At 52.7% G+C, this 22,458-nt stretch carries 19 protein-coding genes and 1 pseudogene; 11 read left to right on the forward strand and 9 right to left on the reverse strand.

Annotated elements, in window-relative coordinates; translation table 11 throughout:
* Both L1D47_RS10980 and L1D47_RS10985 read right to left on the reverse strand, forming a co-directional pair.
* Positions 1 to 1,713 carry a DUF3373 domain-containing protein gene (locus tag L1D47_RS10980; protein ID WP_239884828.1) on the reverse strand — a complete coding sequence of 571 codons (1,713 nt, stop codon included), beginning with the start codon at positions 1,711 to 1,713 and terminating at the stop codon, positions 1 to 3.
* Between the two features lie 62 nt (positions 1,714 to 1,775).
* Positions 1,776 to 2,103: pseudogene (locus L1D47_RS10985) on the reverse strand (cytochrome c).
* 509 nt (positions 2,104 to 2,612) lie between these two features.
* Between L1D47_RS10985 and L1D47_RS10990 the strand changes: the two are divergent.
* Positions 2,613 to 3,809 carry a conjugal transfer protein TraF gene (locus L1D47_RS10990; protein WP_239884831.1) on the forward strand — a complete coding sequence of 399 codons (1,197 nt, stop codon included), beginning with the start codon at positions 2,613 to 2,615 and terminating at the stop codon, positions 3,807 to 3,809.
* A 51-nt stretch (positions 3,810 to 3,860) separates the two neighbouring features.
* On the opposite strand, the gene L1D47_RS10995 is transcribed toward L1D47_RS10990, so the two are convergent.
* Entirely contained in the window at positions 3,861 to 4,601 is a 741-nt protein-coding gene (locus L1D47_RS10995) for a sulfite exporter TauE/SafE family protein (protein WP_239884832.1), read from the reverse strand.
* Positions 4,602 to 4,678: 77 nt separating this feature from the next.
* Entirely contained in the window at positions 4,679 to 4,993 is a 315-nt protein-coding gene (gene metJ, locus L1D47_RS11000) for a met regulon transcriptional regulator MetJ (RefSeq protein ID WP_033538801.1), read from the reverse strand.
* 223 nt (positions 4,994 to 5,216) lie between these two features.
* Here metJ and metB point away from each other — a divergent pair, with 223 nt between their 5' ends.
* The 5 genes from metB (at position 5,217) to L1D47_RS11025 (ending at position 11,667) form a co-directional block, all read left to right on the forward strand.
* Entirely contained in the window at positions 5,217 to 6,383 is a 1,167-nt protein-coding gene (gene metB / locus L1D47_RS11005; protein WP_239884834.1) for a cystathionine gamma-synthase, read from the forward strand.
* A gap of 19 nt (positions 6,384 to 6,402) precedes the next feature.
* On the forward strand, positions 6,403 to 8,796 hold the full coding sequence (locus tag L1D47_RS11010; RefSeq protein ID WP_239884836.1) for a bifunctional aspartate kinase/homoserine dehydrogenase II: 2,394 nt from the start codon (positions 6,403 to 6,405) through the stop codon (positions 8,794 to 8,796).
* A gap of 270 nt (positions 8,797 to 9,066) precedes the next feature.
* The gene (gene metF, locus L1D47_RS11015; RefSeq protein ID WP_239884838.1) at positions 9,067 to 9,957 is read left to right on the forward strand and encodes a methylenetetrahydrofolate reductase; all 891 of its coding nucleotides are present in this window, start codon (positions 9,067 to 9,069) and stop codon (positions 9,955 to 9,957) included.
* A gap of 327 nt (positions 9,958 to 10,284) precedes the next feature.
* The gene (locus tag L1D47_RS11020) at positions 10,285 to 10,515 is read left to right on the forward strand and encodes a cysteine-rich CWC family protein (protein WP_239884840.1); all 231 of its coding nucleotides are present in this window, start codon (positions 10,285 to 10,287) and stop codon (positions 10,513 to 10,515) included.
* A gap of 24 nt (positions 10,516 to 10,539) precedes the next feature.
* A complete protein-coding gene (locus tag L1D47_RS11025) occupies positions 10,540 to 11,667 on the forward strand; it encodes an NAD(P)/FAD-dependent oxidoreductase (protein ID WP_239884842.1) in 1,128 nt (375 codons plus the stop codon).
* Positions 11,668 to 11,717: 50 nt separating this feature from the next.
* Here the strand turns inward: L1D47_RS11025 and L1D47_RS11030 are convergent, their stop codons facing one another.
* The 3 genes from L1D47_RS11030 to uvrA all read right to left on the reverse strand — a co-directional run bounded on the left by L1D47_RS11030 (position 11,718) and on the right by uvrA (position 17,711).
* The gene (locus tag L1D47_RS11030; protein WP_239884843.1) at positions 11,718 to 13,517 is read right to left on the reverse strand and encodes a DEAD/DEAH box helicase; all 1,800 of its coding nucleotides are present in this window, start codon (positions 13,515 to 13,517) and stop codon (positions 11,718 to 11,720) included.
* Between the two features lie 247 nt (positions 13,518 to 13,764).
* Positions 13,765 to 14,733 carry a M28 family peptidase gene (locus L1D47_RS11035; protein ID WP_239884845.1) on the reverse strand — a complete coding sequence of 323 codons (969 nt, stop codon included), beginning with the start codon at positions 14,731 to 14,733 and terminating at the stop codon, positions 13,765 to 13,767.
* A 152-nt stretch (positions 14,734 to 14,885) separates the two neighbouring features.
* The gene (uvrA, locus tag L1D47_RS11040; protein WP_239884847.1) at positions 14,886 to 17,711 is read right to left on the reverse strand and encodes an excinuclease ABC subunit UvrA; all 2,826 of its coding nucleotides are present in this window, start codon (positions 17,709 to 17,711) and stop codon (positions 14,886 to 14,888) included.
* Positions 17,712 to 17,913: 202 nt separating this feature from the next.
* Between uvrA and L1D47_RS11045 the strand changes: the two genes are divergently transcribed.
* Both L1D47_RS11045 and L1D47_RS11050 read left to right on the forward strand, forming a co-directional pair.
* Positions 17,914 to 19,281 carry an MFS transporter gene (locus tag L1D47_RS11045; RefSeq protein WP_239884848.1) on the forward strand — a complete coding sequence of 456 codons (1,368 nt, stop codon included), beginning with the start codon at positions 17,914 to 17,916 and terminating at the stop codon, positions 19,279 to 19,281.
* A 72-nt stretch (positions 19,282 to 19,353) separates the two neighbouring features.
* The gene (locus tag L1D47_RS11050) at positions 19,354 to 20,016 is read left to right on the forward strand and encodes a single-stranded DNA-binding protein (protein WP_239884850.1); all 663 of its coding nucleotides are present in this window, start codon (positions 19,354 to 19,356) and stop codon (positions 20,014 to 20,016) included.
* Between the two features lie 396 nt (positions 20,017 to 20,412).
* Here the strand turns inward: L1D47_RS11050 and L1D47_RS11055 are convergent, their stop codons facing one another.
* A complete protein-coding gene (locus L1D47_RS11055) occupies positions 20,413 to 20,685 on the reverse strand; it encodes a pyocin activator PrtN family protein (protein WP_239884852.1) in 273 nt (90 codons plus the stop codon).
* Between the two features lie 55 nt (positions 20,686 to 20,740).
* Here L1D47_RS11055 and L1D47_RS11060 point away from each other — a divergent pair, with 55 nt between their 5' ends.
* The 3 genes from L1D47_RS11060 to L1D47_RS11070 all read left to right on the forward strand — a co-directional run bounded on the left by L1D47_RS11060 (position 20,741) and on the right by L1D47_RS11070 (position 22,126).
* Positions 20,741 to 20,983 carry a helix-turn-helix transcriptional regulator gene (locus tag L1D47_RS11060; protein ID WP_239884854.1) on the forward strand — a complete coding sequence of 81 codons (243 nt, stop codon included), beginning with the start codon at positions 20,741 to 20,743 and terminating at the stop codon, positions 20,981 to 20,983.
* Positions 20,984 to 21,255: 272 nt separating this feature from the next.
* Positions 21,256 to 21,792, forward strand: coding sequence for a hypothetical protein (locus tag L1D47_RS11065; RefSeq protein WP_239884855.1), 537 nt, complete (start codon positions 21,256 to 21,258; stop codon positions 21,790 to 21,792).
* Positions 21,793 to 21,955: 163 nt separating this feature from the next.
* Positions 21,956 to 22,126, forward strand: a complete 171-nt coding sequence (locus L1D47_RS11070; protein WP_239884857.1) for a hypothetical protein — start codon at positions 21,956 to 21,958, stop codon at positions 22,124 to 22,126.
* Between the two features lie 108 nt (positions 22,127 to 22,234).
* On the opposite strand, the gene L1D47_RS11075 is transcribed toward L1D47_RS11070, so the two are convergent.
* A partial coding sequence (locus L1D47_RS11075; protein ID WP_239884859.1) for a transposase domain-containing protein occupies positions 22,235 to 22,458 on the reverse strand: 224 nt, incomplete at its 5' end.

The following is a 22,458-nucleotide window of genomic DNA, read 5'->3' on the forward strand; positions in this document are numbered from 1 at the left end:
TTAGAAGTTGACGACGAGTGAGGCGTTGAGGTCATAGGCGGTATCGACCACAGGCAACATGGAGAAAGCCGAACCATTGATCACGTCATCCACTTTTTGCGGCGCGCCCACAGGGGGGCCACTGCCGGTATATTCGTAGTCGTAATAGAGACCGGCGAGCTTGATAAATATCCTGGGGTTGATATCAAACATATAGTAGGCCTCGGCCACATGACCACGGGTAGCCAGCTTGCTGCCGATAGGGTCGTCCTGGGCCTGGGTGAATGGTGTCCAGTACTTGGAACCATAGTTGTATTCCAGACCGAACTTGCCGTATGGCGCCGGAACCTGAATACCCACATAGATACCGTAACCATCTTTGGTGTCGGCTTCGTCGGCGGCGCTAGGCATCATGATGATCTCGCTGCCGTCGGCATTGAGTTGTGCCTCGAAGACCGCATCACTAAGCATGCCACCAAACATACCGGCGTTACCGTTGCCTTCGGCGCGGGTCCAGCCGAATGAGGCGAAGGCCTTGAAGTCTTCATCGCTCTCGTAGGCGTAACCTATGCCACCCAGGTACATGTCGCCGATCACGCCGCTAGGCTGTACTCGGGTCTGGAAGTTGAAGTTGCTGAACTTCTGCATGTCTTGGTACATGGTCGGCGCGAAGATGCCGGCCAGCTGTGTGGGGAAGGCCATGGTGCCCTTGAAGCCGTCGTTGATATCTTTGGCGCCAAATAGGGTGATTTGCAGGAAGTGGTTGCCGTCGTTGATGGCGTCGATGTTAAAGCCGCCCAGGTGGGTGTCTTTGGTGACGATATCGCCAAACATCTCACCGTTGCCCCACTGTGACTCGAAGCCCTGGCCATAACAGAAACGCACCACTTGACCGTCGATACCAGTGATCTCACCCAGTTTGTAGCCCAGGGTCAGACCATCGAAGTTGAAGTTAACCAGATGGCCCGATGGCGTGCCGCCACGCATCTCATTTTCACGGTATTGGGTTGGTGGGCCATAGGTTGAAGGACGGCGACCGATAGATAGGTAGGTTTTTGAACCACCAATGTTTTTCCAGTCGAAGTAGGCGCGTTCTACACGGAGCCAGTCACCGCTGGTGTTACCACTGTTGGTGCCATCCATGGTGAATGAACGCCAGGAATCGAACACCTGCACGCCGGTAGAGTCTCCCCAGTTTTTATACATACTGAGACGACCGGCGAAGTTGACGTTATCCCATACCTTGGCCTTGAGGTTTAGTCTCAGGCGTGTGGTGTAGAAGATGTCGTTGTTGATGTCCTGAGTGGTCTTGGGCGCCAATACGTAGGGCATCACGCCTTGCAGCATACCACTCTGGAAGGCGGCGGCCAGCTCCGGGTTGGCCTGCATCATCTGTCCCAAGGGGGAGTTGGGATCGTTGGGCATACCAAAGGCACCAGACATGGCTTTTGCACCAAAATCATTGAAGTCGACCTTGATTGCAGGGTTCCAGGTGACATTTTGATAGTGCAATGAATGGGCCTTGGTACGGAAATCGCCAGTGAGTTGAATTCTATCGAGCGCGCTATGACGTTCGTTTTTGTCGACACGACTGTTGATGTCTTCAATCTCTTCGGTGAGATCGGCAAGCTGTTGTTTAAGCTCGGCTAGTTTTTGTGCATCGCTATCGGCGGCATAGGCTGAGCCAGAGATGGCGAGTGCATTTGCGATGAGTATGGATAGTAGAGTACGCATGTGAATCTCTCCTTATGCGCTCGTTGGGGTTGTTGACGAGCGCACCGATAACAAGTCCGTGGTTAACCGCATGTCTGTCTGATCTGAGTCGGCCGCATGGTCATAGAGGAACTGTTGGATGTCTAAACGATCCTTTTCAGAGAGCTTCTCGAAGACTTCCGGCTTTACTTTATGCATGTCACGTTTGAAGTAACGATCCCATTGGCTCATGGTCTTGCTCATAGGGGTCAGTTCACCGGCGGCATCGCCCTTGCTGTGGCAGGCTTTGCACTCTTTTTTATACAGGTGTTTCCCTTTCTTAGGGTTACCACCGTCGACGGCGTAGGCTTGTCCGCCAACTGTGAGGGCGAGGAGTAAGCATGTAGCTATTTTGGCAACGTTTTTCATCATCATTTTCCTTAATCGCTACTCTGAGCGATTTATTAACCTGAAACAAAATGCTTGTTTCTTGTTGGAAAATTTACCAAAAGGGAGTAGTTGTAAACTTGATGTTGATTACTTTCATGAGGAAAATCTAATTGATAAAAATACCATGGATATAAACCTAATGAATATTTTATAAAGTGATGAAATTTAATGGTTTTGTTCTTTTTGGGTTGGTGCGCTGTGTTTCTGATATCGCTATAAAAGTGCCAAGGAAGATCACACTTTATTATTTAAGTTATCTCTAAATGGGTATTTTTGGTTGTGTTTGTATTGCATAGGCGTCTGTTTAGGGGATAAGGCCGCCTACCGAATCGACAGGATTTATATGTGTGGGTAGGGCGACAAAATAGTTTGAAAAAAAAGTGTTTAAACCTCGGGTTTGGAGCGCACTTTTTTGTTGTCTTAGTCTATCTTTAAAGACGACTCGGGTAGCTTCCTGAGTGAGAACAAAAATAATGAACAGGGTGAATGAGATGAAATACCTTAGTTTGGTCATCGCGGTGTTATTGTCTGGTAGTGCTTCTCTGGCGTCTGCCGCTTCTCTCTACAACGAGGCTCGCAGTGATGCCATGGGCGGAACCGGGGTGGCGGCCTCAAACCGTGAGGGTGCGGCCTTTATCAACCCCGCCTTATTAGCCATTCATGCGCCCAAGTATTCCGGCGACGCGGTGATGTTGCCCGTGCTCGGTGCCGAGGTGGCAGATGTCGATAACCTGACCGACAAGTTCGATGCCCTGCAGGACTCCTATGACGGCCTAGAGGCGGCCATCAATGCCAGCGATGTGGCGGGCATTACCAATTATCGCGACATGCTGGTTGCCGATCTTAGATCCCTTGATGGTGAAAATGCCTATGCCAGCGTGGGCCTGGGGTTTTCTGTGGTCTTGCCAACCAAGCGCATGCCTATGTCTATTTTTTATAAGACCTATATCGATGCGGTGAGCGTGGCGGTGATCGAGGAGAGTGATATCGATACCCTGACCGATCTGGATCCCAACAATCCGCCCCAGGTGACGGATCTGGACTCTCAAGGGGCCGTGGTTGCCGGGGCTATTTCAGAGATCGGGGTCGCCCTGAGCTTCCCGCTGTCGATTGTGAACATGCCTGTGGCCGTCGGTATTTCGCCCAAGCTGCAGCGTATCGATACCTATAATTATGTGGTGAGTGCCAACAACTTCGATGCCGATGATTTTGATGACAGCAAGTATCGAAATGATGACAGTGTGTTTAATTTGGATATCGGTGTGGCCATGCAGCCAGTAGAAGGCTTAACATTAGGCCTGTCGGGACGCAATTTGTTGAGTCAGAAGCTCGATACTGTTGAGACCTTGGGGCGTCAGTTTACCTATCGCGTCGAGGCCTTGTACACCTTAGGTGTTGCCTATGATTGGGATAAATTCAGTCTGACGTCTGATGTGGATCTCAATGGACACAAGCGTTTTGATGAGGTGGGGGAAACGCAGCATTGGCGCATCGGTGGTGAAATGAGAGCCACAGACTGGTTCGCTCTTCGATTGGGTTACCGCCATGATATGAAAGACACCAGCAGTAATATTTATACCTTAGGTACAGGCTTTTCCATCGGTCGCGTGTTTAACTTAGATCTTACTGGTTCAGTAGGCAGTGACGATTCCTTCGGTGGTGTGATTCAAACTTCCTATCATTTCTAGCCTAAGGCAATGATAATCGAAAAGCCGGCAATTTTGCTGGTTTTTTCTATTTTATAGCAGACTGGTTATCGACTTGGCAGCTAATAGGAAAGCACTCAGGCTACAGAGAATAAGAGTCATCACACGGGTCTTTTGTTTGTCGATGCGTCCGACGAGTCGGTTTGCCATCAGATAACCAAGCAGCACAGAGGGCAGGAGCAAGGCTGAGCAGTAAAAGTGTTGTGGGGTAAGTAGCCCTGTCAGCCCTAAGATCACCATGGCGATGATGGAGCTGAAGATAAAGAAGGCCGATAATGCAGCGCGAAACTGCTTGGCGTCTTTTCCCGAGAGTAAGATAGCCAGTGGCGGACCGCCGATGGCAGCTATGTTGCCGAAGATTCCCGAGATCACGCCAGCGCTAAAGAGAGAGCGTCGATTGACCGCCAGGGTAACCCTGAGCAGGCTCAGTACTACAGCAATCGCGACTATGATGGAGATTGTGAGTCCCAGAATGGCTTGAGGGGCGAACAAGAGTAAACCGGCGCCGATAAATCCACCAGGGATTCTACCTAACAAGGCATATTGCAACCCTTTGAACTCCAAAGCACCACGTTCACGAAATAGGGTCAGCAGCGCGATAGAGAAACCCATTAAGATCACGGGCGCTGGAACCAATGAAGGCTCGATAAGATAAAGTAACGGTGAGGCAACTATCGCCATGCCAAAGCCGATAAGGCTCTGGGTGAGGGCGCCGACAAAGACGATAAGCGAGGCGAGTGCCAAGATCTGTGGATCGAGTGGAAGTGCAGGCACTGGGGTGTTCCAGATAAAAGTTGAAAACTAAAGAGGGATCGCTAAGCGATCCCTCTATCGATTCGTGTATGAATGGATTATTCCATCTCTTCCCACTCAATGCCCATCTCCGTCATTAGGCGTTTCACCTCTGCAGGAATGCTGTCGGGTTTATCTTTAGACAGGTCATCATCGTGCGGCAGTGGCTGGCCAGTGTAGGCATGTAAGAAAGCTTCGCAGAGCAATTCACTATTGGTGGCGTGACGCAAGTTATTGACCTGGCGCCGAGTGCGCTCGTCGGTTAATACCTTAAGCACCTTTAGAGGAATAGAGACAGTGATCTTCTTTACCTGCTCATTCTTCTTACCATGTTCAGCATAGGGGCTGATATAATCGCCATTCCACTCAGTCATTGACTCACCTGTAAATTCTCAAATTCGGTGCAGATTTTAAACCCTTACAAAATACAGTCAAATTATTGCCTCGAATTTTTGGTAATTGCAAATAGATTTCTAAATGTTTGGACGTCTAAACGTCTAAAGTTGTTGACGCTACCCACAGGCTTAGGTACATTTAGACGTCCAGACATCTCTTTAGCTAGAGGTCTCTGCCCAGATTCGAATTGAGGAGTTGAAGATGACAGAGCGTAAATTAGCCACCGCCTCCGTACGACAAGGCATAGAGTCAGACACGCAGCATGGTGCCGTGGTACCGCCTATCTATCTGTCGACAAACTACTCGTTTGAAGGACATCAACAGCCGCGGGCGTTCGATTACAGCCGCTCCGGTAACCCGACCCGCTCCATTCTCGGTGATGCGATTGCCGAGTTGGAAAAAGGGGCTACTGGCGTGATCACTTGTACCGGTATGGCGGCTATTACCCTAGTGACCAGTCTATTGGGACCAGAGGATCTGCTGGTGGTGCCCCATGATTGTTATGGTGGCAGTTATCGACTCTTTACCAACCTAGCGAAGAAGGGCGCCTTTAAGCTAGCAGTGGTGGATCAAACCGATGATGTTGCGTTGCAACAAGCACTATCACAACAGCCCAAGATGGTGTGGCTTGAGACGCCTTCTAACCCACTGCTGAGAGTGGTTGATATTGAAGCCATTACACAGGCGAGCCATAAGGTGGGCGCTCAAGTGGTGGTAGATAACACCTTCTTGTCTCCCATCTTGCAGCAACCTTTGTTGCTGGGCGCCGACATTGTGGTGCACTCGACCACCAAATATATTAATGGTCACAGCGACGTAGTCGGTGGCTCCGTAGTGGCTAAAGACCCTGAGGTCGGCGAGTTACTGCACTGGTGGTCCAATACTTTGGGGCTGACAGGATCGGCCTTTGACAGCTACCTGACTCTGAGGGGATTGAGAACCCTCTCGGTGCGTATTCGTGAACATCAGGCCAACGCCCAGAAGGTATTGGCAGTGCTGTGTGACCACCAGGCGGTGAAAAAAGTGTATTATCCGGGCCTTGCCGAACATCCGGGGCATGAGATCGCCGCTAAACAGCAAAATGGTTTTGGTGCAATGCTCAGTTTTGAGTTAAATGGTGGTGACTCGGCACTCGTTGCATTCTTAGATGCGTTACAATACTTCTCGGTAGCCGAGAGTCTGGGGGGCGTGGAGAGTCTGGTAGCAGTACCTGCGACTATGACCCACAGAGCGATGGACCCAGAGGCGCGTCGTGAAGCGGGTGTTAAAGACACCCTGATCCGCTTGTCTGTAGGGATTGAAGATGGTGAGGATCTGGTGGCAGATATACTCGCCGGTTTAGAAGCGGCTATCGCGGTAAGTAGTTAAAGGGTTTGAGGAGCATAAAATGACACGATGTCATTTGCATAAATTTGGTGGTTCTAGTTTAGCGGATGCAGATTGTTACCGCCGCGTCGCTCACATTTTACTGACTCATGGCCACAGCGATGATTTGATCGTGGTGTCGGCGGCGGGTAAGAGTACCAATTTTTTATATCGCTTGCTGGAGCTGTGTGACTCAAATCAGCTATGGCAAGAGGAGTTGCAGGTGCTGGTGAGTTACCAGCAAAACCTGATTGAACAGTTGCTCTCCAACGAGCAGGCCCGCAGCCTGAGAGAGCGCCTAGCCACCGACAAGTCGCAGCTTAGCAGCCTGTTGTCGCTCGATGAGCTTAACGACTATCAACGTAACCAGGTGGTGAGTTTCGGCGAGCGCTGGTCTTCGCGTCTGCTGGCGGCGTTGCTGAGAGAATCTGGCGTGGCCGCATCGGATGTCGATTCCCGCACCCTGTTGGTGGCCGACGAAGGTGCCGTGCCGCAGATCCGAATCGGCGAGTCGCGCCAGAAGGTACAGGCCCTGCTTGAGGCCCATCCTCAAGAGCGCCTGGTGATCACCGGCTTTATCTGCGCCAATGAGCAGGGCGATACCCTGTTGCTCGGCCGTAACGGCTCAGATTTTAGTGCCACCTTGCTGGCCAGCCTGGCCGATATCGAACGCGTCACCATCTGGACAGATGTCGAGGGGGTGTTTAACGCCGACCCTAACCGAATCAACGATGCCAAGTTGCTCAAGAGCATGTCGCTCACCGAGGCGAACCGCCTGGCGCACCTTGGCTCTCCCGTGCTACACAACCGTACCCTGCAGCCGCTGTTCGATACAGAGGTTAGCCTGGCGGTGCGTTCAAGCTATGCGCCCCATACCGATTTTACCCTGATCGCGCCTAAGAGCTCCTCGGCCAGCGCCCCGGTTGTCACCAGCCTGTCCAGCGTCAGTCTGTTTAGCCTGACCATAGCGGTCGAACTGCCACAGCTGCTGGCCTGTTTCGCCCAGGCAGGTTTGACGCCGCTGGCCTACTGGTCACTGGCCCATGGCCGCGCCGAGCTGGCCTTTACCCATGAGAATCAGAAGCAGGCCCAGGCCATCTTCGAGGCCAAACGCAGCGAGCTGGGCATAGACGAGTTACAGCTTCGCGATGACCTCGGCCTGGTGGCTCTGGTGAGCGCCGATGCCAGCCTCTATCGCCGCGGCTTCTCGCGCCTGCTGAGCCGTGAGGCGCACCCTCTGTGCAACGATGGCCTGAGTCTGGTGACCCTGGTGCCAAAGGCGCAGGTGAACCTCTTAACCCAGAAGGTGCATAGACGCTGCGCCGGTCCGCGTAAGCGTATCGGTGTGCTGTTGCTGGGAATAGGCAACATAGGCGAAGCCTGGATCGATCTCTTCAAGCGTGCCCGTCCCGTGCTCAATAAGGAGCTGGAGGTCAGCGTCGAGTTGGTGGGACTGCTGAGTTCGAAGAAGGCCCTGCTCAGCGAGACTGATATCGATCTCAACAGCTGGCAACAGGCGTTCGACGAGCGGGGCACGGCTTGGCAGTACTCTCATCTGTTCGAGCAGTTGCAGGCGCTAAATTGCGATGAGTTGATCGCCCTGGACATTAGTGCCAGCGCCGATCTGACTCTGCAGTATCCAGAATTTTTTGCCCGCGGCATTCATATCGTCAGCGCTAACAAGCTGGCGGGCTCTGGGCCGCTGGCCTTCTACCAGGAGCTAAAACAGCAACTGGGCAATCGTCGTCTGTTCTGGCGCTACAACGCCAGCTGCGGTGCAGGCTTACCCGTGCAACACGCGCTGAACGATCTGCATAACAGCGGTGATAGCATAGAGGCCGTCGGCGGTATTTTTTCTGGCACCCTTTGCTGGCTGTTTGAGCATTATGATGCCAAGAAACCCTTCTCCGAGCTGGTGCTGGAAGCCAAGGGGCTGGGGAGCACCGAGCCGGATCCCCGCGACGATCTCTCCGGTCGGGACATGCAGCGTAAGTTGCTGATTTTGGCCCGCGAGATAGGCTATGACATAGAGCTGGATGATATCGAGCTGGAGTCTCTGGTGCCGAAGCATATGGCCGAGATCCCGTTGGATGATTTCATCAAACGTATGGCGGATCTCGACGGTGAGATGTTGCAGCAGTATCAGGCCGCGGCCGAGCAGAATAAGGTGCTCAGATATGTGGCTTCATTGGATTCAGACCAGGGGCAACTCAAGGCCAAGGTGGGGATCCAGTGGGTAGATAACAGCCATCCTTACGCCAACCTGACACCGGGCGATAATGTCTTCGTGATCCGCAGCGATTTCTACCAGGACAATCCGCTGATCATCCGTGGCCCGGGCGCCGGTCGCGAGGTGACCGCGGCCGCGGTGCAGTCGGATCTGGCGCAGATCTGTCGGGATCTCCTACAAGAATAATCTTATGGGTCGATGTGCATGTCGCGCATCGACCCGCTATGCACATCTCTCTCTTCCTTTTTTCTATTCCTATTAGTGGCTTTCGCCGGGTTTAACTCTGTGAGACAGGCGCCTCTGTGCCCGCCGTTCTACTCAGTGTCTATCATATAAACAAATTGTTTCTTAATGAGGCAATTTTTAAGCTTGACATCACTCCGAGTTTCTCTAGTATATGGACATATAGACGTCCAAACGTCTAAATGTTTCTTGTTTAGGTCTGAGGGAATTAAGATGGCTTTTCATCACGCACAACACGCCAATTCATTGAACCAAAGCTTGTCTGAGCTTAATGGTGATATCAATGTGTCATTTGAGTTTTTCCCACCGGCGACCCCCGAGATGGAAACTATCTTGTGGAACTCTATCAGACGCCTGGAGCCGCTGAATCCCAAGTTTGTCTCGGTAACCTATGGTGCCAACTCGGGCGTGCGCGATCGTACCCATGGGGTGATCGAGCGCATCCAGAAGGAGACAGATCTTGTAGCCGCGCCCCATCTGACCCTGGTCGATGCCAGCGATGAAGAGCTGGTAGAGCTGGCGAAGCATTACTGGAACTCGGGCATACGCGATATCGTCGCGCTGCGTGGTGATCTGCCTGCGGGTAGTCCTAAGCCGACTCGTTTCGCCAACGACCTAGTACGCCTGCTGAAATCAGTGGCCGATTTCGATATCTCAGTGGCGGCCTATCCTGAGGTGCACCCTGACGCGCCTAATGCCCAGGCGGATCTGATTAATCTTAAGAAGAAGATAGACGCCGGAGCCAACCGCGCCATTACCCAGTTCTTCTTCGATGTGGAGTCTTACTTGAGATTCAGAGACCGTTGCGTGGCCGCCGGTATCGATGTGGAGATAATACCGGGCATCCTGCCTGTGACTAACTTTACTCAGCTCAAACGCTTCGCCGGCATGACCAATGTGTCTATCCCCAGCTGGCTACACAGGCAGTTTGAGGGGTTAGATGACGACCCGTCGACTCGTCAGATGGTAGGGGCCAACGTGGCCATCGATATGGTTAAGGTGTTGTCTCGCGAAGGGGTAAAAGACTTCCATTTCTACACACTGAACCGCGCCGAACTGACCTATGCCATCTGTCACACACTCGGGGTCAGACCCGGTAAATAGCGCACTTTGCTTGCCAGAATAGACGCTTAGCCCCGCCCGATAGGTGGGGCTTTTTGCTGCCACGGCTATATCTAATGGGTATCGAATTTGACCCCCACTAGATCTAGCCGAGCGGCCGCTGTTGCTTTTGTGTGTCGCGAATCAGGGTATTGGCTCACTATTCAAATAAACCTTAATTCAATTGAATATCAACTTAATTGAACATCAACTCATTTGAGTATTCACACAGACCTTTAGCTCTGGCGACCAGTTGCAATGCTCCTCCTATTGTCCCGTTTGAGACAGAGTGTTAACGTTAGTGGCTAACTCTCAGTTTCTATGGTTTTTATGCACGCGAATGCGAGTCACTGCCCCTTGTGTCATCAGCCTAATCATTGTGCCTTGGCGGCTCAGCAGGAGAGCGACTCCTGTTGGTGTCACCATCAGGAGTTTCCGCCTAAAGCACAATTATCCAATGCACAACTATCTAAGGCCATAGCCGCTGACGTTTGTATCTGCCTGGCCTGCGCCGAGGCGCTTAGGTTAGAGGTTAAGTTGGGGGTTAAGCGAGTCGACTAATGCTAATGGGTGATGAGAAGCGAGATGGATAAGTTCGATGCCGTGGTTGTCGGCGCAGGAGTCATAGGGCTGGCGGTAGCTGCCAGCTTGAGTCGGCGTTTTGCAAGCGTGCTGCTCATCGATTGCGCCGAGGCCATAGGTACAGGTATCAGTAGCCGAAATAGCGAGGTGATCCACGCGGGGATCTACTACCCGAGCGGCAGTCTCAAGGCGCGGCTGTGTGTGGAGGGAAGGCAGCGGCTATATGCCTATTGTGAGCGCCGGGGCATCGCCGTGAATCCCCTGGGCAAGGTGATAGTGGCGACTCAGACGGAGCAGGAGGCGCAGCTCGATGCCTTGCTCGACCAAGGCCGGGACAATGGCGTGACAGAACTCTACCCGCTCAGCCGGCGTCAACTGGCCGAGCTTGAGCCGGCATTGGCGGCGACGGGTGGCTTATTCTCACCCTCTACCGGCATAGTCGACAGCCATGGTTTGATGTTGAGTCTGCTGGCCGAGGCGGAGGAACATGCCGCGATATTTTGCCCTCATAGCGAGTTTATCGCCGCCCAAGCTGGTGGTAATGGCTTTAGGGTCGAGCTGAAGCAGCAGGGTGAGCGGATGAGCATCGACACAAGTTACTTAATCAATTGCGCCGGTTTATATGCCACTCAAACAGCGGCTCGCATCGAGGGGCTGGCAAAATCTTCTATTCCACTTCTGCATTGGTGCAAGGGGCATTACTTTGCCTATCAGGGCAAGAGTCCGTTTTCCCATCTCATCTATCCCGTCCCAGAACCTGGTCTGAAAGGCTTAGGCGTACACGCCACCTTAGATCTCGGTGGCCAGCTAAAGTTTGGCCCGGATACCCAATATTTGACGCCCTGCAGTCAGGAGAGTTATCAGGTACCCGATGCGCTGCGCCAGAGTTTCTTCGAGGCGATATTCCGCTATTATCCCGCCGCAGAAATCGACCGTTTGGTGCCGGCCTACGCCGGTATCCGTCCTAAATTGCAGGGACCGGACGATAGTGAGGTGGCTGACTTCTTGATTCAGGGGGAGGCAGAGCATGGGCTTGCAGGCTTGGTTAACCTTATCGGCATCGAATCGCCGGGCCTCACCGCTAGTTTAGCCATTGCCGAACTGGTTTCTCGGCGGCTGCCTGTTATTTAGGCAACAAAAAAGGAGCCGATAGGCTCCTTTTTAGTAGCTAGCGTCAGGCGTTAGCCGTTGTCTCTGTTGCCTTTGCGGTGAGACTTGCGTTCACCCGCTGGTTTGCGACGGCGTGGCGCACGATTGTCATCGCTAGCGTTTGCCATCTCTGTACCCGCTTCACGAATGTTTAGCGGTTTGCCACAAACGCGTACCTTCTTCAGGTGTTGCAGCACATCTTTAGGCATGCCATCGGGCAGGTCGATCGAGGTGATCTGATCGAACAGTTGGATCTGGCCAATGTAACGGCTGTCGATGTTGGCTTCGTTGGCTACTGCACCCACGATGTTACCTACACCCACACCATGGTCACGACCCACGTCGAGTACGTAACGGCACATCTTAACGTCTGGATGATCCTTCAGCGTATCTGCCTTGCCCAGATTTGTCGGTGTCGGACGCGATTCGCGACGACCACGAGGGCTACGCTCGCCACGTTCGCCACGATCACGAGAGTTACGCTCATCACGGTTATCGCGTTGACGCTCCTGGATTGGAGGTAGCTGTAGAGGACGCTCCTGTTGCACCATGTTTAGCAGGGCGGCGGCTAGCACTTCTGTGTCGACTTCCAGTTGCTGACATAGTTGGGCAACGGCGCCATGCATGAAGTCCAGCGACTCGTTGTTGATGGTGTTCGATACCTGTTCACCCAGACGAGACAGACGACGCTCGGCCACTGTTTCAGGGCTTGGCACGTTCATCGGCGAGATACGGCTCTTGGTTGCACGCTCGATGGTGCGCAGCATGCGCATCTCTCTGTGGGTAACGAACAGAATCGCCATACCGGTACGACCGGCGCGGCCAGTACGACCGATACGGTGTACGTAAGCTTCGGTGTCGTATGGAATGTCGAAGTTGATCACGTGACCGATACGCTCAACGTCCAAACCACGGGCGGCAACGTCGGTAGCGATCAGGATATCCAGCTTGCCACGCTTGAGCTGGTCAACGGCGCGCTCACGGGCCTGCTGGTTCATGTCGCCATGCAGTGGCGATGAGGCATAACCGCGGGCTTCAAGCTTCTCGGCCAGCTCGACACAGGAGTTACGGGTACGTACGAAGATGATGATACCTTCGGTGTTTTCCACTTCCAGTACGCGTACTAGGGCCTCGAGTTTGTTGTGCTGAGAAACCTGCACGAAACGCTGCTCGATAGACTCAACTGTGGTGTGGCTGGCGGCGATGCTGATGTGTACCGGCGTTTGCAGGTACTTGTTGGCGACGCGCTTGATCTGCTCTGGCATGGTGGCCGAGAACAGCGCCAGTTGGCGCTCCTGTGGCGTGTGCTCCAGGATCCACTCGATGTCGTCGATAAAGCCCATCTTGAGCATTTCATCTGCTTCATCGAGCACCAAGGCATTGAGTGTTTCTAGCTTAAGGGTGCCACGACGCATGTGGTCCATGACGCGGCCTGGGGTACCCACAACAATCTGCGGGCCACGGCGTAGGGCGTTAAGCTGCTGATGCATACTTTGACCGCCATAGATAGGCAGTACATGCAGGCCTTTCATAAATTTGGAGTAACTACCGAAGGCTTCGGCAACCTGTACCGCCAGTTCGCGAGTCGGTGCGAGCACCAGGATCTGCGGCACGTTGCGGCTAGGATCGATAGCGTTTAGCAGGGGCAGGGCGAAGGCACCGGTTTTACCCGTACCGGTTTGTGCCTGGCCAAGAATATCTTTCCCCTCCATCAGGGGGTCGATACTGGCGGCCTGGATCGGCGTAGGATTTTCATAACCTAGCTCGTCGAGAGCACGCAACAAAGGCTCGGACAGGCCGAGTTCGCGGAAAGTTTTTTCACTGGATGACATGGGTTGTAGCCTTGTGGTGTAACTAAAGTGCAGAGACTGCACCAAAAGATGTAAAAGACAGAAAATCAACCCCGTGTCGACTTCCCGCACCGAAAACGAATCAGTAAGCCGATTATTATAACAGTAAGCCTGATATCTTTCCACCACCTGGCATAATTTTCGCAGTAAACCCAGATGTCGTTAATTTAACCACTTAGTTAACAGTGAGTTACATTTTTCAAAAATACAAAAATCCCTGTGGTTTGTATTAGTTATTCAAGAGATAAGTGTCAATTATTAATAGTTTATAGGCGGTTTCCGTAACAGCGGCCAGAAAATTAACATCTATCTTGCTCGCCTCGTCACTGGGCTGGTGATAATCCTTGTGGGGCGGGACGCCGAAGTAGAGCCAGGGGATACCAGCCTGATGAAAAGGATAATGATCTGAAGCTCTTAACCAATCGACCCTCTGTAGTGTCTTGCCCGCTTCCGGGGGATGATTGGCACGAATACAAAGATCTACCGTCTGCTCCAGTTGGGCCTTTATCTGCTGGAACTGACTGAAACCACGGCGGCCCTCGAGGTAGATACGGGCGTTGCGCGCCGATCGGCCTATCATGTCCAGGTTAATCATTAACTCAATCTGACTGGCCTTGAGTGGGGCTCCGGGCGTCAGCAAGCCATCCACGAAGGCCTTGGAGCCATATAGACCGGGCTCTTCGGCATCGGTAGCGATAAACATCAGGTTGGTATCTCTTGCTCGGCTCAGGCTATGGGTGGCGATCTCCAAGAGGGCGGCGACGCCCGAGGCGTTATCGTCTGCGCCGTGATAGAGCTTGTGACCCTGCTTGCCCAGGTGATCATAGTGGGCCGCTACGACTCGCCAGCGATCGCTGGGGCGGCTTGCGGGCAGTATGCCGATGACATTGGTGCCCAGGCGAGTGCCGAATTGATAGTCATATTCAAAATCGTGATTGAAATGCCCCTGCCAGGGAGTGAGACCCGCCTGTCGCATCTGGCTCACTATGTAGTCTCGGGCCTGGGCGGCGCCGTCTGTGCCTGTCTTGCGGCCGGTGAATTGGTCGCTGCTGAGGGTCTCGACATGGGAAAACAGCCGTGCTTGGTCAGTCCACACGAGTCTATAGTCATCATCGCAGCGCTGGCTCTCCGGAGTCTCGGCGCAGCCTAGTAGAATCAGACAGAGCAGGCCCAGGGTGAGCAGGGCTACAATTGGCACTGGTCGCGGGCGCCTGATGTCGACGAGGGGGAGGGGCGTTTTCAACGAAGACTATCCTTAGGTTCGAAAACTCCTAAGCTACCTGGGTTTGTGCGTGAAATAAACAAAAAAGCCAGCCCGTCGGGGCTGGCTTTTACATTGGTCAGTCTTTACTAACCCTTTAACAGCGGCTTGAGGAAGCGCGCCGTGTGGGAACTTGGATGCTCGGCGACCTGCTCAGGCGTGCCGCTGACCAAGATGGTGCCGCCGCCCGAGCCACCCTCTGGACCCAGGTCGACAATCCAGTCTGCGGTCTTGATCACATCCAGGTTGTGCTCGATAACCACTATGGTGTTACCGTGTGCCTTGAGTCTATGCAGCACGTCCAGTAGTAGCTGAATATCGGCAAAATGCAGGCCCGTGGTCGGCTCATCCAGGATATAAAGGGTCTTGCCGGTATCGCGCTTACTCAGCTCCTTGGCCAGCTTGACCCTTTGGGCCTCACCGCCCGAGAGGGTCGTTGCGCTCTGACCCAGGCCGATATAGGAGAGGCCTACTTCCATCAGGGTCTGTAGCTTGCGGGCGATGGCCGGTACGGCATCGAAGAACTCGCGCGCCTCCTCGACCGTCATCTCAAGTACTTCGTGGATGTTCTTGCCCTTGTAGCGTACCTCTAAGGTCTCGCGGTTGTAGCGCTTGCTCTTACAGCTATCGCAAGGCACGTACACATCCGGCAGGAAGTGCATCTCCACCTTGATCAGACCATCACCCTGACAGGCCTCACAGCGTCCGCCCTTCACGTTAAAGGAGAAACGCCCCGGCTTGTAGCCTCGGGTTCGCGCCTCTTGCGTGGCGGCAAATAGCTCACGGATAGGGGTAAAGATCCCCGTGTAGGTGGCTGGATTAGAGCGCGGCGTGCGGCCGATGGGGCTCTGGTCGATATCCACCACCTTGTCGCAGTGGTCCATGCCGGTGACTTTCTGGAAAGGAGCAGGCTCATCCACCGTGGCGCCGTTGAGCTGGCGATGGGCGATCTTATAGAAGGTGTCGTTGATCAGGGTCGACTTGCCCGAGCCAGACACCCCGGTGACACAGGTGAACAGCCCCACGGGAATGGTGAGGTCGACATTCTTCAGGTTGTTACCCGAGGCACCGAACAGCTCGATCACCTTGCTGGCATCGTACTCTGCGCGTTTCTCGCTGATCTGGATCTGCTTCTTGCCCGAGATATATTGGCCGGTTACCGACTGCTCGCAGGCGACGATATCTTTTAGCGGGCCGTCGCAAATCACCTGTCCGCCATGCACACCGGCGCCAGGGCCGATATCGATAATATGATCCGCCATGCGAATGGCGTCTTCGTCATGCTCGACCACGATGACAGTGTTGCCGAGATCCCTCAGGTGGATCAAGGTGTTAAGCAGACGTTCGTTGTCGCGTTGGTGCAGACCGATGGAGGGCTCGTCCAGCACATACATGACCCCGACCAGACCAGCACCGATTTGACTGGCCAGACGAATCCGCTGGGCTTCACCGCCTGACAGGGTATCGGCCGAGCGAGACAGGCTCAGGTAGTTGAGGCCGACGTTAACCAAGAAGCCGAGGCGATCGCGTACCTCTTTGAGGATCTTCTCGGCGATCTGTGCCCGCTGGCCGCTCAGGCTCAGCTGCTCGAAGTACTCCATCGCCTCACCGATAGACCACTCGGTGAGTCTCGGCAGGTTGAGGTCTTGGATAAACACATGGCGAGCCTCTTCCCGCAGGCGCGAGCCGCCACAGCTGCTACAGGCCTGAGTATTGATGTATTTGGCCAGCTCTTCACGCACCGCGTTGGATTCGGTCTCGCGGTAGCGTCTGTCCATGTTGTTTAAGATCCCTTCGAAGGGGTGGTTGCGCACCACCACGTCGCCGCGATCGTTGATGTATTTGAAGGCGATACTCTCCTTGCCCGAACCGTGCAGGACTATGTTACGGACTTTGGCGCTTAACTTCTCAAATGGCGCCTCGACATCGAACTTATAGTGCTCGGCCAGCGAGGTCAGCATCTGGAAGTAGTAGAAGTTGCGTCTGTCCCAACCGCGGATGGCGCCGCCGGCCAGGGAGAGTTCTGTATTGGTGATCACCCGGTCGGCATCGAAAAACTGCTGCACACCCAGGCCATCACAGGTGGGGCAGGCACCGGCGGGGTTGTTGAAGGAGAAGATGCGCGGCTCTAGCTCCGCCATAGAGTAACCACAATGCGTACAGGCAAAGTTGGCCGAGAACAGCAGCTCTTCGCCGTCGCCGTCCATGGAGGCGACGGTGGCGATACCGCCAGAGAGTTCCAGCGCGGTCTCGAACGATTCTGCCAGGCGCTGCTGCAGATCGTCACGTACCTTGAAGCGATCCACCACCACCTCAATAGTATGCTTGACATGCAGCTCCAGTGCCGGGGGATCGGACAGGTCGCACACCTCGCCATCGATACGGGCGCGGATAAAGCCCTGGGCCGCCAGGCTGTCCAACAGCTTGACGTGCTCGCCCTTACGGTCGTTGATCACCGGGGCCAGCAGCATCTGGCGACTGCCTTCGGGCAGGGTGAGTACCTTGTCGACCATCTGGCTGACGGTCTGGGCCGCCAAGGGTTGGTTGTGAGTCGGACACCTAGGCTCGCCCACACGGGCAAACAGCAGACGCAGGTAGTCGTAGATCTCTGTGATGGTACCCACGGTGGAGCGTGGGTTATGGGAGGTGGATTTCTGTTCGATGGAGATCGCCGGACTCAAGCCCTCGATATGATCCACATCTGGCTTCTCCATCAGGCTGAGGAACTGGCGCGCATAAGCCGACAGAGATTCGACATAACGACGCTGTCCCTCGGCGTAGAGGGTATCGAAGGCGAGTGAGGATTTTCCCGAGCCCGACAGGCCAGTGATCACGATTAGCTTATCTCTGGGGATCGTCAGGTTGATGTTTTTGAGATTGTGGGTACGGGCGCCACGAACTTCAATCTTGTCCATCTGTCTCTCTGGTTGTGCCGAAAAAGAGACTGATTATCGCATAAAAATTGAGTCAGGTCATAGAAAAGCCCAGTGTGTGATCTGGTCATGGGCGGGAGGCAATTGTGCATTTTGCTCGCATCTTCCGCTTTTCTTTTTGAGCTATTTCATCGCTTCGTGATAAACTGCGCGACTTATTTATGAATACAGATCAGGGCGAACAATGGCCAATAATGGACTGTCTAAGACTGAGAAAAGAGTCGCGTTTTCACTAGCCAGTGTATTTGGGCTACGCATGATGGGCTTGTTTATGATCATGCCTGTCTTTGCGTTGTACGGACAACATCTTGAGGGGTTCTCTCCCCTGTGGGTGGGGATTGCCATCGGGGCCTACGGCCTGACCCAGGCGATTTTGCAGATCCCCATGGGGATCTTATCGGACAAGTATGGCCGTAAACCTATCATTCTCATCGGCCTGGCCCTGTTTGCTTTGGGTAGCCTGTTGGCCGCCTCGGCCGACTCCATCTATGGCGTCGTCGCCGGACGGGCCTTGCAGGGGATGGGGGCGATTGCCGCGGCCGTGTTGGCGCTGGCCGCCGACCTGACCCGGGACGAGCAACGTACCAAGGTGATGGCCATCATAGGCATGTGCATCGGTTTCTCCTTCGCACTCTCTCTGCTGGTGGGTCCTATCGTGGCCGAGCATCTTGGTCTCTCCGGTCTGTTTGCCATGACTGCGGGCCTGGCGTTGCTTGGCATGGTGATAGTGCAGCTGTTGGTGCCTAACCCTATTGGTCAGGCGCCCAAGGGCGATACCGTCGCGGCGCCGGCTAAGCTCAAGGCGATGCTCACCGATCCGCAGCTGTTTAGACTGGATGCGGGTATCTTCATTTTGCACCTGGTGTTGACCGCAGTGTTTGTAGCGCTGCCGTTGGATCTGGTGGATGCGGGCCTGGCGAAAGAGAAACACTGGATGCTCTATTTCCCCGCCTTCGTGGGGGCCTTCTTCCTCATGGTGCCGCTTATCATCATAGGGGTGAAGAAGAAAAATACTAAGGCGACCTTTCAGATTGCGCTGCTGATCATGATCACTGCACTGGCCGCCATGGCGTTGTTTGCCAATAGCCTGGTGGTGCTGAGCGTCGCCGTGGTGCTCTTCTTTACCGGTTTTAACTATCTCGAGGCTTCGCTGCCGAGCCTGATCGCCAAGTTCTGCCCAGTGGGCGACAAGGGCTCGGCCATGGGAGTCTACTCTACCAGTCAGTTCCTCGGTGCCTTCTGTGGCGGCCTGTTAGGCGGTGGTGCCTATCAGCTGCTCGGGGCGGCGGGTGTCTTTACGGTGGCGCTCGGTTTGATGTGCCTATGGTTATTGCTGACATTCGGTATGCAAAACCCGGTTTTATTAAAGAGCTATACCCTGGAAGCGGAGGTGGAAGGTAAAGAACAGGCCCGTGCCATGGCAACAGAGCTGTCGCAGCTACCCGGCGTGGCCGAAGCCATAGTCGTGCTTGAGGAGAAGGTCGCTTATTTGAAAGTTGATGAGCATTTCGATTTGAGACAGGCGCGAGCTGTGTTAGGCTCTTCCAATTAACAGATCCACGGCCGCATATGGCCGAGCATCTGTACCCAATTTAGATTTATAAGATTATCGCAGGAGATTTCAATGGCCAGTCGTGGTGTCAATAAGGTAATTTTGGTCGGTAACCTGGGGAAAGATCCCGAGGTTCGTTACATGCCAAACGGCAACGCCGTAGCCAACTTTACAGTGGCGACCAGTGAGTCTTGGAAAGACCAACAAGGTCAGATGCAAGAACGTACAGAATGGCACAACATTGTAATGTACCGTCGTCTTGCGGAGATCGCCGGTGAGTACCTGAAGAAGGGCTCGAAAGTGTATCTGGAAGGTAAGCTGCAGACCAGCAAGTGGCAGGATCAGCAGACCGGACAAGATCGCTACAAGACAGAGATCAACGTCAACGAGATGCAGATGTTGGATAGCCGTGGCCAAGGTGGTCAGGGTGGTCAGCAAGGTTATGGCGCGCCGCAACAGCAAAACCAGAACCAGTACGCACCTCAGCAATCTGCGCCAGCACAGCGTCAGCAACAGCCTCAGCAATCGGCTCCTCAAGGTGGTTATGGTGCCCAGCAACAGGCCGCACCACAGCAGCAAGGTTATGGCGCTCAGCCGCAGCAGGCACCAACCTATGCGCCTAAGCCACAGGCCGCACCGCAACAGCAGGCTCCGCAGCAGCGTCCAGCGCCTCAGCCACAACAGAACTTCACGCCGGATCTGGATGACGGCTGGGACGACGATATCCCGTTCTAAGCGGATCGCGAACGCTAGGAACGCGAACCCCAGAAAAGCGAACTTTAGTATTAAAACCCTGCCTAGGCAGGGTTTTTCGTTTTTATCGTCTCACCACACCATGAGCTTCTAGGTGTGAGGCAGGCCTTGCCTCCATGGGGGAGTGTTCATTTGTTGTCATGCGGTGTAAAATGCGCGCCCAGCCCGAGAGAGGGCGACTGCTAAACTTGGGTTACCCTTATTTATGTCATCTGCCACTATGCCAACTGCTATTAATCGTACCTTCTCCATTGCGCCCATGCTCGATTGGACAGATGTAAAAATATATCATTGATATTATTGGTTTTTTATTTTGCTGGGTTCCTATTGGGTACCTGACGTTTGATTTTATTTGCTTGGGTACCTAGGTTTTTCTTTCTATCGCCAGTCGTTTTTAGCCTCTTCATTTCTTATATCAATATACTTAGCTAAGTCATCTAAATGCACTAAGTAAGGGCATTTTGCACTATCTGACAATTTAAATACTGGGAATGGTAACAGGCCTGCTTTAGCTCTGTTTTTCGCTGTTCTTAGGCTAAGTCCAAGGTAAGACTCTGCTATTTCATTGAGAGGAATCATCGCCCTATTCGAAAACTGCTCTAGCAATAGTTGATGAGTGATGGTGAGTGTTTTCTTAGATTTGCCCATCATGGCTCCACTTGTCCCCAAATTGGGTACATTGTGCCCTGTCTCTAAAATCGGGACAATGAGTAAAACACTTCACGCACCAGAATACAGAAAACTAATAGAGTGGCTAAAGGCTGCTCGGATTGAACGTGGGCTAACCATGCGTGACCTCGCGGCCGAGTTGGGTGTACCACATTCTTATGTTGGCAAGGTTGAGCAATGTGAACGAAAGCTTGATGTTTTGGAGTATGTTCGGTATTGCGAAGCTCTTGGTGTAAGTGATTGTATCGGTTTATCTTTTATAAAGAAAACCTTAGGATAGAAGAACGATGGAAAAGTTGTTGTTGGTATTATTTGCAATTTTTTCAATGGCCTAGGACTTTCCTTGTGGGTTTGAAGTGTGTGCTAATACTTTTTGTTTATTGTTCATCTGTCAAAATTATGCATAATAAACTGCTGATTTTTAGTTAGTTATTAGCTTGCGGTGAGCGGGAACTCAGTTTATAAATGGTACCTCTGCAATACTTATTGTTAGTACTGAATCGGTTGAATGTCCGTGTAATATTTTGATTGTGTGTTTTATTCGGGAAATGAATGAATATAGAACAGGTTAAGAAGGCTGTTATCAGTACATTTCAGCTTTTCCTTGATGAGAATCTCCAAGGCTTAATGGTCGGTGAAATTAATGATAATGATTACCGAATGTTGGGTAGGGGCTATGGAGAGCTAGAGTGGGACTGGGGGATAGAGAAGTTCTCGAATCATCCTGAATTGTTCGACTTTTGTTTTAAAATACAAGGGAGTGATATACCTGATGGTGTTGCGATGGGGACATACAATTTAGCAACTAAAACATTGGAAATGCATATGATGGAATCTTTTGTCGATACTGATAGGGAGCATCCACTCCGAGGACGTATGACATACCTTACCCTAGTTGCATCATATCTATTTTTAGCTACTATTGAAGGTGATACATTACATTTTGTTGACCCGGTAGATAGAAAACTTGAAGAGCATTATAAGTCTTACGGTCTATCGGAACCGCAACTGATTGATGGACAAAAAGTTCAGGTTATTTCTCAAGCTGATTTAGGAGTTCGATTAGGGCAATCTGAATTTAGCTATTGAAGTTCATAATAGTAATGGTAGAATTATCCGCCAACTTACTCGTATAGTTGTGTTAATCACAAAATAAAGTGCCAAACATGAAAAGCGTGATGTAAATCATTGTGAAAAAGGATGTAATGGCCGATAAATGTATATATAAAATGGACTTGTTAGGAGTGAGGCTATGAAACAACGCAAGAGCACCCATACAACAAGCTATGAGGTACAAAAAGTGTATTCTCGACTTGGAGTTGCTTTGGCTAACGTAATGCAAGCAGCGCCAGCCCATTTAGAAGAGTCCGCAAGGTATTGCGGGAAAGAGCTCCATGGGCAACAAAAGCCTAAAGCAGCTTAAAGAAATTTAGCTAGTTTTCAGAAAAGGCGCGTAAGCGCCTTTTTCTATTTATGGCATTTACCTTTCTATATTTTTAGACATCAGTTAGTAAGCGTCCGGTGATCCCACCTAGCGTTTAGCAAACTGCCATGGTAGTAGCTGCTCGATATCGACTTCGGGTTTGCTGAGCTGCTCTAGGCTAACCATGACATACTCGAACACATTGAGGTCGTTAGCCTTGGCCGTTTCAATGATGCTGTAGAGGATAGCACTCGCGTTAGCGCCGGTGGCAGTCTGGCTAAACAACCAGTTTTTTCTGCCTATGACGAACGGTTTGATTGCTCGTTCTGCAC

The organism is Shewanella sp. Isolate7 (assembly GCF_022398425.1).
Lineage (GTDB): Bacteria > Pseudomonadota > Gammaproteobacteria > Enterobacterales > Shewanellaceae > Shewanella.

Bases quoted from the DNA above. Each gene is read 5' to 3' on its own strand.
- L1D47_RS10980 (WP_239884828.1), bottom strand. From the start codon at position 1,713: ATGCGTACTCTACTATCCATACTCATCGCAAATGCACTCGCCATCTCT.
- L1D47_RS10990 (WP_239884831.1), top strand. From the start codon at position 2,613: ATGAAATACCTTAGTTTGGTCATCGCGGTGTTATTGTCTGGTAGTGCT.
- metJ (WP_033538801.1), bottom strand. From the start codon at position 4,993: ATGACTGAGTGGAATGGCGATTATATCAGCCCCTATGCTGAACATGGT.
- metB (WP_239884834.1), top strand. From the start codon at position 5,217: ATGACAGAGCGTAAATTAGCCACCGCCTCCGTACGACAAGGCATAGAG.
- L1D47_RS11010 (WP_239884836.1), top strand. From the start codon at position 6,403: ATGACACGATGTCATTTGCATAAATTTGGTGGTTCTAGTTTAGCGGAT.
- metF (WP_239884838.1), top strand. From the start codon at position 9,067: ATGGCTTTTCATCACGCACAACACGCCAATTCATTGAACCAAAGCTTG.
- L1D47_RS11020 (WP_239884840.1), top strand. From the start codon at position 10,285: ATGCACGCGAATGCGAGTCACTGCCCCTTGTGTCATCAGCCTAATCAT.
- L1D47_RS11025 (WP_239884842.1), top strand. From the start codon at position 10,540: ATGGATAAGTTCGATGCCGTGGTTGTCGGCGCAGGAGTCATAGGGCTG.
- L1D47_RS11030 (WP_239884843.1), bottom strand. From the start codon at position 13,517: ATGTCATCCAGTGAAAAAACTTTCCGCGAACTCGGCCTGTCCGAGCCT.
- uvrA (WP_239884847.1), bottom strand. From the start codon at position 17,711: ATGGACAAGATTGAAGTTCGTGGCGCCCGTACCCACAATCTCAAAAAC.
- L1D47_RS11045 (WP_239884848.1), top strand. From the start codon at position 17,914: ATGGCCAATAATGGACTGTCTAAGACTGAGAAAAGAGTCGCGTTTTCA.
- L1D47_RS11050 (WP_239884850.1), top strand. From the start codon at position 19,354: ATGGCCAGTCGTGGTGTCAATAAGGTAATTTTGGTCGGTAACCTGGGG.
- L1D47_RS11055 (WP_239884852.1), bottom strand. From the start codon at position 20,685: ATGATGGGCAAATCTAAGAAAACACTCACCATCACTCATCAACTATTG.
- L1D47_RS11060 (WP_239884854.1), top strand. From the start codon at position 20,741: ATGAGTAAAACACTTCACGCACCAGAATACAGAAAACTAATAGAGTGG.
- L1D47_RS11065 (WP_239884855.1), top strand. From the start codon at position 21,256: ATGAATATAGAACAGGTTAAGAAGGCTGTTATCAGTACATTTCAGCTT.
- L1D47_RS11070 (WP_239884857.1), top strand. From the start codon at position 21,956: ATGAAACAACGCAAGAGCACCCATACAACAAGCTATGAGGTACAAAAA.